Source organism: Nocardia iowensis (genome assembly GCF_019222765.1).
Classification (GTDB): Bacteria; Actinomycetota; Actinomycetes; order Mycobacteriales; family Mycobacteriaceae; genus Nocardia; species Nocardia iowensis.
In genome coordinates this window covers 8,315,104-8,328,753 of record NZ_CP078145.1, presented here as the reverse complement: position 1 = coordinate 8,328,753, position 13,650 = coordinate 8,315,104, and the positions used below count along the sequence as shown (strand labels likewise).

The following is a 13,650-nucleotide window of genomic DNA, read 5'->3' as shown; positions in this document are numbered from 1 at the left end:
TCGCTCCGATCACCGTGCGGACGAGGCCGGGTAGTCACGATCGACGCCCGTCGCCAAATCGTCGCACGTGACGCACACCATATCGTTCCTACCGGACAAATAGGTGCGCGCGCCCGAATCTCCTACGGCCTCCTGACATACCGAGGTCCAGTGGCCGTGCGCGACCACAACGGGATGCCCCGGTGTGTTGCGGAACACAGCGCGAGCCAGGCCGCTCGGGGCCTCGAATGCCGCGGCGGTGACCCGCGCGACCACATCCGCGCCGACGTCGGGGGTGTCCACCGGCATGATCGCGGCGTAGCGCGCTGGGGTGCGGGCGGCGGCGATCAACCCGGCCCGGACCGAGGCGCCGAGCCCGGTTGCCCAGTCCGCCGCCCAGACGTGTTGGACGCCAGCGGGGAGGTCGAGCGGCTCCGGGTCGGGGCCGGTGGCGCCGAGCACGACGATCACCGGATCGCAGCCGCCGTCGCGCAGCGCGGCCACCGCACCGCGCAGCCAGGCACCGCCCTCGGCCAGGGCTTTCGGCCGGCCGTAGCGTGTTCCGGCGCCCGCGGCGAGCACGATGCCCGCGCAGACGGGCGCAGCGGCCGGGCGATCGGGTACAGCCATGGATACGACGGTAGTCCGGAACCGTGGCTCGCGCGTGCCGGAAGAGTGCTGCTCGAGGACCTGCCCGGCGACTTTCTTTGCGGCGACACGCCGAGCGTGATCTATCTCTTTCGGGTGGCGGCCGGGCGGGTCGTATTCGATGCTGTTCCGATGACAGACGACGGGGCCACCCTCGCCGGGTTCAACGCACTACCGGAAAGCGCGGCGACGGAGGCATTGCTCGCGTGTTGCTCGTCTCCCGCTTGGGCGCGCGCACTTGTCGCGGGCCGGCCGTACGCGACTGTCGACGCCGTCCTCGATGCCGCCGATGCCGTGCTGGCCGAGCTGCCCGAGTCCGAGATTGATCTCGCGCTGGCCGGGCACCCACGGATCGGCGAGCGACCGGACACGGCGGCCTCGGCGCGCGAGCAAGCCGGGGTCGCCGATGCGCAGGACGCGGTACGGTCGGCGCTCGCGGCGGGTAACCGGGCCTACGAGGAGCGGTTCGGTCACATCTACCTGGTGTGCGCGAGCGGTAGATCGGGCAGCGAGTTGCTCGCGATCCTCGAAGCCCGGCTCGGTAACGGCGGGGAAACCGAAAGGCGGGTCATGCGAACAGAATTGGCCAAGATCAATCGAATCCGGTTGCGCGCGCTGCTGGCGGATACCCCGTGAGCACGCTGAGTACCCATGTGCTCGACGCGGTGCGCGGCGCACCCGCGTCGGGCGTCGCGGTGACGCTGTATCGCGGTGCAGAGCAGCTGGATTCGGCAACGACCGACGCGGACGGCCGGATCGGGTCGCTGGGTGGTGCACTCACACCGGACACCTATCGGCTGGTGTTCGCCACCGGTGCCTACTTTGCCGGCCAGCAGGTCGACACCTTCTATCCCGAAGTCTCCGTGGCGTTCGCCGTCACCGAGCAGCGGCACTATCACGTCCCGCTGCTGCTGTCGCCCTTTGCCTTTTCCACCTATCGAGGGAGCTGAGCCGAGCATGGAACTGACCGGGCCGATCATGCTGTCCGACAACCGATACGGCAAGGCCGAGAACCGGATCGTCCGGATCTGGCGGCAGACCGCGCGCCACGAGATCCGCGACGTGAACGTGTCCACCGTGCTGCGTGGCGACTTCGCCGACGCCTACGTCGCCGGTGATCAGCGCAAGGTACTGCCCACCGACACGCAGAAGCAGACCGCCTACGCCTACGCGAAACAGCCTGGGCTACAAACCATCGAGGACTACGCGCTGGCATTGGCGGGCCATTTCGTCGATGACGTCGAACCAGTGACCAGTGCGCGGGTCGAGGTCGACGAGTACGCCTGGCAACGGGTTTCGGTCGACGGCCGGGAACACGACCACACCTGGGTCCGGCAGGGCCCCGAGGTGCGCACCGCGGCCGTCACGGTGGCGGGTGCGGGCGCCGACCGGCAGGCCTGGGTAGTCGGCGGGGTGAAGGACCTGACCATCCTGAAGTCGACCGGTTCGGAGTTCGCCGACTTCCTGACCGACGAGTTCACCGTGCTGGCACCGACGCACGACCGGATGCTGGCCACCGCGCTCGTCGTGCAATGGCGTTTCGCTGGCACCACGGATATCGCCTGGGACGAGGTGTACGCCGGTGTCCGGGCGCGGTTGGTCGAGACATTCGCGACCCAGCATTCGAAGGCGTTGCAGCAGACGCTGTTCGCGATGGGCAAGGCCGCCCTCGAGGCGTATCCCGTGCTCGCCGAGATCAGGTTGGCCGCGCCGAACAAGCACCATTTCGACTATGACCTGGGCCGCTTCGGCATCGAGAACAACGGCGAGGTGTACCAAGCCGCCGACCGTCCGTACGGCCTCATCCACGCGACCCTGCAGCGCGCCGACGCACCGGAGGCAGGGCCAGCATGGACGCGGTGACGGTCATCGAGGGCTGTGCCGTCGCGACCGTCGACCCGGTCGGTACCGAACACCGAGACGGCTATGTGGTGTTGCGCGGCAACAGGGTCGACGCCGTCGGTGCGGGTGCGGCACCCGCACTCGACGGCCGGGTGCAGCGCATCGACGGCCGTGGTTGTCTGCTGACCCCCGGCTTGGTGAATACCCACCACCACCTCTACCAGTGGATCACCCGGGGCCTCGCCGCCGACAACACGCTGTTCGAGTGGCTCACCACGCTCTATCCCATCTGGGCTGGCATCGACGAAGAAGCAGTGCGGATCGCGGCCACCGGCGGGCTGGTCGCGCTGGCCCGGACCGGCTGCACCACCACGACCGACCACCATTACGTGTTCCCCCGGGAAGGCGGCGACCTGCTCGGCGCCGAGATCGCCGCCGCGGCCGAGGTGGGTTTGCGCTTCCACCCGTGCCGCGGCTCGATGGATCTGGGTGTCGCCGCCGGCGGCCTGCCACCCGATCATGTGGTGCAGAGCCTGGACGCCATCCTGGCCGACAGCGCGACGGCCATTGCCCGCCACCATGATCCGGCGTTCGACTCGATGCTGCGCATCGCGCTGGCCCCGTGCTCGCCGTTCTCGGTGACACCTGAGCTGCTGCGGGAATCGGCCGCACTGGCGCGTGCGTCGGGGGTGCGGCTGCACACCCATGTCGCCGAGACGATCGACGAACAGGACTATTGCGCGCAAACATTCGGCTGCACACCGGCGCAGTACATGGAACAGCTCGGCTGGGTCGGCCCCGATGTCTGGTGGGCGCACGCCATCCATCTCGACGACACCGCGATCGAGACAATGGCGAAAACCGGTACCGCGGTGGCGCATTGCCCCACCTCGAACGCTCGCATCGGCGCGGGCGTCGCCCGCACGGCAGACCTGGTGCGCGCCGGTGTCCCGGTCGGCCTCGGCGTGGACGGCGCGGCGAGCAACGAGGCGGGCTCGATGATCGAAGAACCCCGCAATGCCCTCCTTTACGCCCGCAACAAGGGCGGTCCGCGCGCGATGACCGTGCGAACGGCGTTGGCACTGGCCACGATCGGTGGAGCACGGGTACTCGGTCGCGCTGCCGAGATCGGCTCGATCGAGCCTGGCAAGCTCGCCGACGTGGCGCTATGGCGGCTGGACAGCCCGGCGCACGCGGGCATCGACGATCCGGTGACCGCCCTCGTGCTCGGATCGGCGCCACCCCTCGCGGCGCTGATCGTGAACGGACGGGAGGTCGTTCGGGACGGACGGCTGCGCACCGTCGACGAGGACACGGTCGGCGCGGGAGTAGCCCGGGCGCAAGCAGCACTGGTTGCCAAGGCGCGGTAGCACGGCCTCATGCCGCGCACGACGTCGTGCCGTGGAACAGCGCCGAGGCGGATCTCAGCCGGTCGTCGGTAGCTGCACAAGGCTCCTCCGGGTCCGTCGATCCCGCGGGCGCGCGCATGGCCAGCAGGCTCATGACGTCGTGCAGCGAGAGGCCGAGTTCGGTCGCATGCAGTTGCGCGACTTCCTGATCCAGACCGGCCGGATACAGCTGGTCGAGCACGATCATTTCGGCCAGCACCATGCCGGTCATCGCCTGGTCTCTGGTCAGCCGCCGACTGGTCGGCAGGTAGGACAGCACCCATTTGCCCCGGTCTTCCTCGGGCAGATCGATCCGGAACGCGGCCTCCTGCGCCACGTCGCTTGTGATGAGCCAGTCCGTGGCGGTAATCGCCATCACGCGACCCCCTTTCCTTCGCCGCGACCTGTCACGTTGTTCAGTCGGGTCCTTCCAGGGTGCCAGTCCTGTTCGGCACGGCGCGATCCCAGCGGGCGCGGCGTTTTATCGGGTTGACCGAATTACTTGACCTGGGAAAACGTGGCTGATACCAAGGAATTAATCACAATCAGCGTCTCGATTCTTCGGTGCAGGCAGTGCACCCATGCCGGAAACATCGCGCGCGGGAGGGTGGCGGGATGGACAGATCCGGCCGAACCGACCGCTGGCGTCCCGGCGGCAATCTCACAGCCGAGCAACGGCGGCGGCTCCGGGATCGCCTGGCCGACTTGGGATTGACCGAGTTGCAGCTGCTCGAACCGCTCGCGGGGGAACTGCGGCAGCGCGGTTACCGGCCACGCGCGGCCTGGCGATACGCCAACGGTTTGACCCAGGCAGCGGTCGCCGAGCGCTACAACGAGGTGACCGACAGCGCGCGGGCGGCAATGAAGGCCAGCCGGATTTCCGAATACGAGGCGTGGCCCTTCGCCAGGGACGGCGGTGACCCCGACGACGAGCACCAGCGGCCGAGCGGCGCCCGGCCGACCATTCGGGTGCTGAAAAACCTTGCCGCCATTTATGGAACGTCCTGGGATCAGCTGGTCGATCTGGCGGATCTGTCGTATATGCCGCACCGCGAGCGGCTGGAATATCACGAAGCGGTGGCCAGGCGATCGATCGGCCGCCAGCCGGTGCGGGCAGGCCGGGACCTACCCGCTGAGGTACCGCACTTCACCGGCCGGGAGGGCCCGAAAACCCAGTTGCGCGAACGGGTTACCGCGCACCTGCGCAGCGGGACGGTGGCCGTGCACGTCATCGTCGGACTGACCGGGATCGGCAAGACCGCGCTGGCCAGATACGCGGTCGCGGTCTTCGGCAAGCATTACCCGGACGGCACCATCTGGGTCGATTTGCACGGCTACACCCTCGGGCGCGAACCGCGCGAACCGGCCGACGTGCTCGAGCAACTGCTGCTGCAGATCGGCGTGGCCAGGGAGACCATCGACGCGGACCCGGCCGGGCGGGCCGACCGCTGGCGCACCGCGATGCGGCAGCGCCGGATGCTGATCGTGTTCGACAACGCCCTCGACAGCGCACAGGTGAAACAGCTTCTGCCGCAAGCACCCGGCTGCTTCGTGCTGATCACCAGCCGGAGCAAGCTCACCGGCCTGGCCGAGGCGTCACCGCTGCGCCTGGACGTGATGGAGTGGGCCGAGGCCGAGGAGCTGCTCGTGAAGCTCGGCAATCTGCGGTCCGGCTATGACCGGGGCGCGGTCCGCCAGATCCTGCAGACCGCGGGGCGGCTGCCCTTGGCCATCAGGCTGATCGGCGGGCAGATCGCGCACCACGGGGAGGCCATGCTGGCCGACAGCGCCGCGGATATCGCGCAGTTGACCGAGCGGATCAAGCGCGCGCCCGCGGACCACACGGACGGCTCGGCGGCCGAACATCTACTCGATCGGTTCACCGCCGAAGACGAGTCGTTGCGGGCCGCCTTCGAGATGTCCTATCAGCGATTGCCGGATGCCGTGCAGCAACGCGCCGTCCGGCTGCTCGGCTGGTTCCCTGGGCCGGAGATCACCGCCGAGGCCATGGCGACGATGGCCGCCGTGCCGCTGCGGGAGGGAAAGATATTGGTGCGCAAGCTTTTCGAAGCGGGTTTTCTCGATCCGTCACCGGGCGGACCCGGCGGGCCGCGCTACCGGATGCACGACCTGACCCGATTGTGTGCTCGTCTGCATGCCGAACGGGAGGACCCACCAGTGGAGTACGCGGCGGTGATCGACCGTCTCGTCGGCGACAGCCTGGCGGTGGCGCGCCGGGCCAGTGCCCTTCAAGTTTTCGATCCCGCTGGTAGCGAGCATCTTTCGAATCCGTCGGCCGACGCCGCGCGAGCCAGAGCCTGGCTCACCAGGGAACGCGAGATGTTGGTCGGCTGTCTCCGCGACGCCGAACCCACCGCCGCGGCAGCGGAATTGGCCACCCGGCTGGCCTCCCATCTGTCCGGCACCGGCCACTGGTCGCTGGCCTTGCGGCTCTACGCGCGGGCAATGGATATCGCCACCAAGATCGGCGACCGGCGCGGCCAGGCCTGGGCGCTGGTGGGCAAGGGCCGGGTCGATCGGTTGATCGGTCAGCATGAGCAGGCGTGCACCGGCTTCCGGCTGGCCCGCCGGATCGCCGTCGACCTGACCGATCGGCAGTGCCACGCCGCCGTGCTGTGTGAGCTCGGCCAGACCGCGCGGGTCACCGGGGACCACCGAGCGGCCCGGCGCTATTTCAGCGACGCCCTGGCCATCGCGCGCGATATCGACGATCGGCCGACCGAATGCGATGCGCTGGACGGGCTGGCGCACGTCGAACGCGCCTCGTCCGAATATCGCGCTGCCTGGAATTGTTCGGCGCAGGCACTGGCCATCGCGGAGGACATCAGCGATCCGGTGCGGGTCGCCACCGCGCAGTGGGGGTTCGCCGAGGTGATCAGGCGGCTCGGCGATCCGGAGGGCGCGGAACGCCGCTACGCCGAAGCGCTGGACATCGCCAGGAGCCTGAATCATCAGAAGCTGGAGGGTGATGCGCTGCGCGGGCTCGGCCACATCGAACGGCTGATCGGCGATCACGACACGGCACGGCGCAACTTCGACGAGGCGCTCGAGATCGCCCGCCGCATCCGGGACCGCTACGGCGAAGGCTGGACACTGTGGGGGCTCGGCAATCTCGCGCGCAAGGCAGGCGATTACGACGAGGCGCTGGGCATGTTCCAGCGGGCGTACCGGATCGCGGTCGAGATCAATGATCCGCTCGGGCAGGTGGACGCGCTGCGCGGGCTCGGTCATATCGATCGGCACTTCGGCCGGTTCGATGCCGCGCGCCGGTACTACACCGAGTCGATGGACGTCGCGCACCGCATCTGCGATCCGCTGGGGCAGGCCGACGCACTGCGCAGCCTCGCGGGCGTCGCGTCGGCAGCGGGAGCGGTCGGCGAGGCCGAGGCGTTGCTGACCCAGGCGCTTGCGCTGTACGACGGCATCGGGGTGCAGCTCGCGGCGCAGGTACGCGCGGAACTGCGCACCCGCGGCCGGTGAGCAAGCCTCACCCGCAGCGGCGCGCCGCCAGGAGGGCGAGAGTGTCTGCGCAGGCGCGCATTTCGCTGATCAGCACGTGGTGTTCGGTGCCGGGTGTGCTGCCGCGCGGGCCGAACAGGCAGCATTCGATGCCTGCCCGGCTCAGGTGGGTGGTGTCGTTACCGCAATAGGAGTAGGGCAGCGCCAATCCGGTCTCCTCGACCCGGAAATCCGAGACCCGCGGCAGCAATTCGACGATATCGCGCACCACCGCGCAGTCGGCGGGCATGTCCATCGGCGGCATATCGGTGCCGCCGACCCGGTAGCGAGGATCGACGGGGTGTTCCACGGTGATCTGTGCCTCGGGGTAGGCATCCCGTGCCTGGTTCAGCACCGTGTCGATGGCCTTGCTGACATTGTGCGGCTCATAGGGCGGCGGATAGCGCAGATCGATGAGTGCGGTGGCCTTGTCCGAGCAGTAGCTCACCCCCGACAGGTCGTGCTCCTCGCCGCGGCCCGCGATCAAGCTGGCCACCTGAAGCCTTGGCAGCGGCGGGAATTCGCGGTTGTGCAGGTCGAGGTCGGCGGTGTCGAGCAGGTCGAGCACCCGGCGCAGTACGGCGACGGCGTCGACGCCTTCGTGGTGTCTGCTGGTGTGCGCGGTGACGCCGCGCACGACGATCGCGAACTTGTGGACGCCCGCGGTGCGGGTGATCACCCTGCGTACCGAATATGGTTCGGGGACAACGGCGGCATCCGCGGTCAGTCCGCTGCGCAAGGCGTGCCGGGTGCCGATGCCGCCTTGCAGCTCGCCGACGACGAACTCGAGCAGCAGCGGTCGGAGCAGTCCGATACCACTGCGGCGCAGCATGATCGCCGCGCCGAGAATAGCCGTGAGGCCGCTCTTCATGTTGTGCAGGCCCGCGCCGTAGAGCCGGTCGCCTTCGCGCCGAGCGGTGTACGGCTCGCCGGGATGGTCGCGGCCGAGCGGGTCCATGTCGAGATGCCCGTTCAATAACAGTGCGGGTGTGCCGCGGTCCGGGCCGAGGCGGGCGATCGTCTGCCAGCGGCCGGGCTGCACCTCTTGGTGGTAGGCATGAATATCGTTGCGCGCGAGGGTATTTCGGACATGAATGGCCAGCGGCGTCTCCTGCCCGGTGAAGGAGGGCACTGCGGTGAGCCCGGCGGCCAGTTGCACGAGCTCGTCATCGGGGAGCAGGCGGTGCAGCTGGTCGGCAAAGGTCGTTGTCGAACTATTCACGCTCTCTGAATCCGATCAGCAGGACATCGCGTAACCCGGCGCCCACGGCGGGGTCGGTCACCGTGATGGTCGTCGTGTAGTGCAGTACCCGCTCGTCGTCGAATACATAGGAGTCGAGCGGGTTTTCCAGGACGAAGCTGCGTAGCTCCCGGTCCGGCTGGTAGCGGTCGTAGATGGCGGAGACACCGCCGCCGATATTGGTCCGCTGGATCAGGTGCGCGGAGCCCGCGATGAGGCCGTCGCGGTGCTTGCCCTCGGGGGCGGGGTGACCGGGCGCGATGAGCCGCATGTAGTGGGCGTCGACGAGGCAGTGTGGGGTGCGGGCCGCGGACAGCACGCCGTTGGCTTCGAGCAGCAGGGCAACCGCGGTGGCGATCCGCTTGGTCGGGTCGGTGGCCGGGTGATCCGGCGGGATCAGCTGGAAGCTGCGCTCGATGTCGCCCGCCACGGGGTTGATCTGCTTCGACTGCACGTACGGCGGCGGCTGGCCGATCGCGGTGAGTGCGCCGGGGCCGTCCTCGGCCAAACGGCCCATCGCCAGGTGAAAGCACTGGTAGGCGCGGCGCCGATACTGATCGCCACCCGGTAGCCAATGGTCCAGTTCGGTGTCGTCCCGAAACGTCCGGCACAGGACGGCGAGGTCGTGTTCGGAAAGGGTGAAGTCGTCCGCCGTCATCAGCCAGGAGGACGGTGCGTCCGCCGAGCGGGACTCGAGCAACTCGTGGTCGGCAGTCGCCGCCCGCTGGTTGGCGTTTATCGGTGGCCCTTCCGCGTCAGGACATGGCGGCCGCAGCAGGGCTGTCGGTCGCGCACATCAGTGAGGAATGGCCCGCCTATGGCGTGGCAAATCTCACACAGTGCGGGCCGCGATGGACATTAACCCTGCGGCTGCCCGGTTGTCGAGTGCGCGACGTGCTCGACCTTGCGTGTCTGGAGCGCACTACGGACCGGCGGCCCGGCGTGTCGCGTGCGGGTGGCGTTCGCGGGTGGCCGCTGCGCCGATTTCGGGCTCTGTACTGGGAGGGATCGAAAACAAACCATTTGGTCCTGAATCAGCATCGGACCTGTTCAAGACGTCTGCGGGATACTGGAACAGTGACGCCTCTGACCATGCGGAGGCGGACGGGACGGGCGCCGGGCGTGGCCGACGGCATACGGGCGATCCGAGGGAGCGCAGTAGGCAGGTCGCACGCCCTCGCGCACCGGCCAGGTAACGGCCGCGCAATCTGGCGCGGGGGTTGTGCAACATAGCGGCAACTCCTCGCTCCTACTGTGGCCGCACGAGCAGCGGAGTGAGGTGAGACGTGGACCTGGACACGATCCGGGAAGTACTGGTGGCACGCGAGCGGGCGGACCTGCGCATGCTCGGTGGTTCGTGCGCGGTGTTGGCCGGCGGCACCTTCCTCTTCGCCGAGCCGCAGGATCAGCTGGACCGCCTGGTCGATATCACCGCCCTCGGCTGGCCCGCGTTCACCGTCGTGCCGGAAGGGCTGGAGATCGCGGCCACCTGCACGCTCGCCGAATTCGCCGGGTCGGTGCCGGGGCGCGAGCTCGGTGCGCCGGTGCTGCGTGCGGAGTGGCCGGGGACACGACTGTTCGCGCAGGCGTGTCGGGCATTGCTTGCCTCGCACAAGATCTGGCGGACCGCGACGGTCGGCGGCAATGTCTGTTTGTCTTTGCCCGCCGGGGCCGTACTCGGGGCGTTGATCGCACTCGACGGTGCCGCGCTGGTGTGGGGCTCGGATGGCGTCGATCGACGAATTCCGTTGCGGGAGTTCGTGCTCGGTCCAGGCCGCAACGTCCTGCTCCCTGGCGAAGTGGTGCGCTCCATCACCGTCCCGACGTCGAGTCTGCTGGCGCACACCAGCTTCCGGAAGGCCGCGCTCGCGCCACTGGGCCGATCCGGATCTGTGGTGATGGGGCGACGTGATCCGGACGGCCGGTGTGCGGTCACCATTACCGCGGCCACCGGCAGTCCCGTGGTAGTGGATTTCGCTGCCGCTCCTGATGATTCCGAGATCGACATGATGGTCGCCGGGATCAATCCGATGCTCTGGTTCGACGACCCGCACGGCGCGCCCGACTGGCGCCGCCATGTCACCGGCCTGCTCGCCCGCGAGGTTGCCGCCGAGCTACGTGCCGCGGACCGGGAGCAGCCATGAGATTCGAGGTCGACGGCAGGTCCGTCGAAGCCGACCCGCGGCCGGGTCAATGCCTGCGCACCCTGCTCCGTGAGCAGGGCACCATGGCGGTCAAAAAGGGCTGCGACACCGGCGATTGCGGTGCTTGCTCCGTGCAGATCGACGGAATGACCGTGCACTCCTGCCTGATTCCGGCATACCGCGCCGCCGACCACGCGATCACCACGGCGGCTGGGCTCGGCACCGTCGACGATCCACATCCGGTGCAGCGCCGCTTCGTTGCCAACGCCGCCTTCCAGTGTGGTTTTTGCACAGCGGGAATGGTGGTGACCGCCGCCGGGCTCGGCTGCGGTGGCGCCGACGACGGATCTGCCGCTGACCTGCCGTGCAAAGCTCGGTCCGATGACGAACTGGCCGAGTTGATGAAGGGAAACCTGTGCCGCTGCACGGGTTATCGGGCGATCACGGAGGCGCTGACCGGTGCGGCAGCCGAGGTTGCCGACCAGGTCGCGCGTCCGCCCAGCGGAACATGCTCGGGCAGTGGCGGATCCGGTCGTATCGGCGATGCGGTCGCCGGGCGAGCCGGTAGCGGAGTCGGCGCTCCCGCCGGACCGCGGATCGTGCGCGGCGCGGAGCCGTTCACCTTTGATATCCAACCCCGTTCCGGTGGAGCGGGAACGGCCGGTCGTACAGCCGCGAGTTCGTCTGGGCCGGAGATCTCACCACCCACTGCCCCGCTGCACATTGCCGTGCTGCCGAGTCCATACGCGCACGCGCGCATCGTGTCCATCGATACGAAGGCTGCCGAGGCCCTGCCCGGCGTGCATGCGGTCCTGACTTACAAACATGCACCCGACGTGGCTTTTTCGACGGCACGGCACGAGTTGCGGGCCGACGATCCGGACGACACCTATGTGCTCGATCGGACGGTGCGATTCGTCGGGCAACGGGTCGCCGCGGTGGTTGCCGAGAGTCCGGCGGCCGCCCGAGCGGGCTGCCGGGCGCTGCGGGTCGAGTACGAGGTGTTGCCCGCGGTGTTCGAGCCCGTCGAGGCCTTGCTGCCCGATGCGCCGAAACTGCATGGTGAGAAACCGGTTTCGGCGCGGATCGCGAATGCCGAGCGCAATCTGATCGCCGAGGTACACGGCGAGGTGGGCGATGTGGCGTCCGGCCTGGCTGCGGCGGCGAAAGTGATACGCGGCGTGTGGCATTCACCGCGCGGCCAGCATGTGCACCTGGAAACCCACGGTGGGGTCGGGTGGCTCGACGCGGACGGCAGGCTGGTCATCCGATGCAGCACCCAGGTGCCGTTCCTGGTGCGCGACGAGCTGTGCCAGGTGTTCGGGCTACGACGCGACCAGGTGCGGGTCTTCGCCACCCGGGTCGGCGGTGGGTTCGGCGCCAAACAGGAGATGCTGGCCGAGGACCTGATCGCGCTGGCGGTGCTGCGGACCGGACGGCCCGTGCAGTACGAGTTCACCCGCGCCGACGAATTCGCCGCCGCCACCTGCCGTCATCCGATGCGGGTCGAGGTGACCGCCGGCGCCGATGCGAACGGCGTGCTGACCGCCCTGGCGGTCGATGTGCTCGCCGACGCGGGCGCGTACGGCAATCACAGCGTCGGCGTGATGTTCCACGGCGTGGGGGAATCGGTCGGCGTCTACCGCTGCGCCAACAAGCGGGTCGACGCGCAGGCGGTGTACACCAACAACATTCCGTCCGGGGCTTTCCGTGGCTACGGCCTCGGGCAGGTCATTTTCGGGATCGAGTCCGCGCTGGACGATCTCGCGCGCGAACTGGGCATCGATCCCTTCGAATTCCGGCGGCGCAATGTGGTGGTGCCCGGTGACGAGTTCGTCGGCGCCGAGGTGGACGAGAGCGACCTGACCTTCGGCAGCTACGGCCTCGACCAATGCATCGACCTGGCCGAACGGGCGTTGCTGCGGGGCAACGGAGTCCACGCGCCCGGCCCGCATTGGCGCGTCGGCACCGGCATGGCGGTGGCGATGATCGCGACCATCCCGCCGCGCGGGCATTCGGCGGAGGCCACGGCGGCCCTGTTGCCCGACGGTCGGTTCGAGATCCGCGTCGGCACCGCGGAATTCGGCAATGGCACCACCACCGTGCACGCCCAACTCGCGGCCACCGCACTGGAAACCGACGCCGCTCGCATCGTGCTCCGGCAATCCGACACCGATCTGATCGGCCACGATACGGGCGCGTTCGGCTCCACCGGAATCGTGGTGGCGGGCAAGGCAACCTACGCGGCGGCGCTCGAATTGCGCAGGCTGCTGCTGGCCAGGGCGGCGAAGCTGGCCGGACTGCCCGAGCACGATTGCGTACTGACCGCCGATGGGGTCCGATGCGGCGATGAGGTATTCGGTGCCACCGAACTGCTGGCTGACGGCGAACTGATCGCCAACGGCGAGCATGCGGGCACCCCCCGATCGGTGAGTTTCAACGTGCACGCCTTCCGCGTCGCCGTCCACCCGGAAACCGGCTCGGTGCGCATCCTCCAGTCGATTCAAGCCGCCGACGCCGGGACCGTGCTCAATCCGGTGCAGTGCCGCGGGCAGGTGGAGGGCGGCGTCGCGCAGGCCGTCGGCACGGCGCTCTACGAGGACATGCGCAGCGAGCACGGCGTTGTCACCACGCAGTCGCTGCGGCACTATCACATTCCGCAGTTCGCCGACGTGCCGCGCACCGAGGTGTACTTCGCCGACACCGCCGACGAGTTCGGCCCGCTCGGCGCCAAGTCGATGAGCGAATCCCCGTACAACCCGGTCGCCCCCGCGCTGGCGAACGCGATACGGGATGCTGTCGGGGTGCGGCCGGACCGGCTGCCGATGACGGCCGACCGGATCTGGCGGGCCATGCAGGAAGGAGACCCTAGGTGACACGGTTGCCGGAG

The 13,650-nt window shown here is 68.8% G+C and carries 11 protein-coding genes; 7 read left to right on the top strand and 4 right to left on the bottom strand.

What is annotated here, in order from left to right; all coding sequences use genetic code 11:
• Positions 1 to 9: 9 nt before the first annotated feature.
• Complete coding sequence (locus KV110_RS38450) at positions 10 to 609, bottom strand: nucleotidyltransferase family protein (protein WP_218472009.1); 600 nt, start codon at positions 607 to 609, stop codon at positions 10 to 12.
• A gap of 150 nt (positions 610 to 759) precedes the next feature.
• Between KV110_RS38450 and uraD the strand changes: the two genes are divergently transcribed.
• The 4 genes from uraD to KV110_RS38430 are packed head-to-tail and all read left to right on the top strand — an operon-like array spanning position 760 to position 3,839.
• A complete protein-coding gene (gene uraD, locus KV110_RS38445) occupies positions 760 to 1,263 on the top strand; it encodes a 2-oxo-4-hydroxy-4-carboxy-5-ureidoimidazoline decarboxylase (protein ID WP_218472008.1) in 504 nt (167 codons plus the stop codon).
• Complete coding sequence (uraH, locus tag KV110_RS38440; protein WP_218472007.1) at positions 1,260 to 1,577, top strand: hydroxyisourate hydrolase; 318 nt, start codon at positions 1,260 to 1,262, stop codon at positions 1,575 to 1,577. Before uraD ends, uraH begins: the two co-directional genes overlap by 4 nt.
• Before the next feature lie 7 nt (positions 1,578 to 1,584).
• Positions 1,585 to 2,490: a factor-independent urate hydroxylase gene (pucL, locus tag KV110_RS38435; protein ID WP_218472006.1), complete on the top strand. Its 906-nt coding sequence runs from the start codon at positions 1,585 to 1,587 to the stop codon at positions 2,488 to 2,490.
• Complete coding sequence (locus tag KV110_RS38430) at positions 2,478 to 3,839, top strand: 8-oxoguanine deaminase (protein WP_218472005.1); 1,362 nt, start codon at positions 2,478 to 2,480, stop codon at positions 3,837 to 3,839. The genes pucL and KV110_RS38430 overlap by 13 nt, the downstream gene beginning before the upstream one ends.
• A gap of 7 nt (positions 3,840 to 3,846) precedes the next feature.
• On the opposite strand, the gene KV110_RS38425 is transcribed toward KV110_RS38430, so the two are convergent.
• Positions 3,847 to 4,233, bottom strand: coding sequence for a hypothetical protein (locus tag KV110_RS38425; protein WP_218472004.1), 387 nt, complete (start codon positions 4,231 to 4,233; stop codon positions 3,847 to 3,849).
• 239 nt (positions 4,234 to 4,472) lie between these two features.
• Between KV110_RS38425 and KV110_RS38420 the strand changes: the two genes are divergently transcribed.
• On the top strand, positions 4,473 to 7,358 hold the full coding sequence (locus KV110_RS38420; protein WP_218472003.1) for a tetratricopeptide repeat protein: 2,886 nt from the start codon (positions 4,473 to 4,475) through the stop codon (positions 7,356 to 7,358).
• Between the two features lie 7 nt (positions 7,359 to 7,365).
• Here KV110_RS38420 and KV110_RS38415 read toward each other — a convergent pair whose 3' ends face one another.
• Both KV110_RS38415 and KV110_RS38410 read right to left on the bottom strand, forming a co-directional pair.
• Positions 7,366 to 8,598 carry a M20 family metallopeptidase gene (locus tag KV110_RS38415; RefSeq protein ID WP_218472002.1) on the bottom strand — a complete coding sequence of 411 codons (1,233 nt, stop codon included), beginning with the start codon at positions 8,596 to 8,598 and terminating at the stop codon, positions 7,366 to 7,368.
• Positions 8,591 to 9,274 (bottom strand): 2OG-Fe dioxygenase family protein, encoded by a 684-nt coding sequence (locus KV110_RS38410; protein ID WP_218472001.1) that lies wholly within the window; start codon positions 9,272 to 9,274, stop codon positions 8,591 to 8,593. The genes KV110_RS38415 and KV110_RS38410 overlap by 8 nt, the downstream gene beginning before the upstream one ends.
• A 628-nt stretch (positions 9,275 to 9,902) precedes the next feature.
• On the opposite strand from KV110_RS38410, the gene KV110_RS38405 reads away from it, so the two are divergent.
• Together KV110_RS38405 and KV110_RS38400 are read left to right on the top strand one after the other, a co-directional pair.
• Positions 9,903 to 10,760 carry an FAD binding domain-containing protein gene (locus KV110_RS38405; RefSeq protein WP_218472000.1) on the top strand — a complete coding sequence of 286 codons (858 nt, stop codon included), beginning with the start codon at positions 9,903 to 9,905 and terminating at the stop codon, positions 10,758 to 10,760.
• On the top strand, positions 10,757 to 13,636 hold the full coding sequence (locus tag KV110_RS38400; protein ID WP_218471999.1) for a molybdopterin-dependent oxidoreductase: 2,880 nt from the start codon (positions 10,757 to 10,759) through the stop codon (positions 13,634 to 13,636). Before KV110_RS38405 ends, KV110_RS38400 begins: the two co-directional genes overlap by 4 nt.
• Positions 13,637 to 13,650 lie beyond the last annotated feature (14 nt).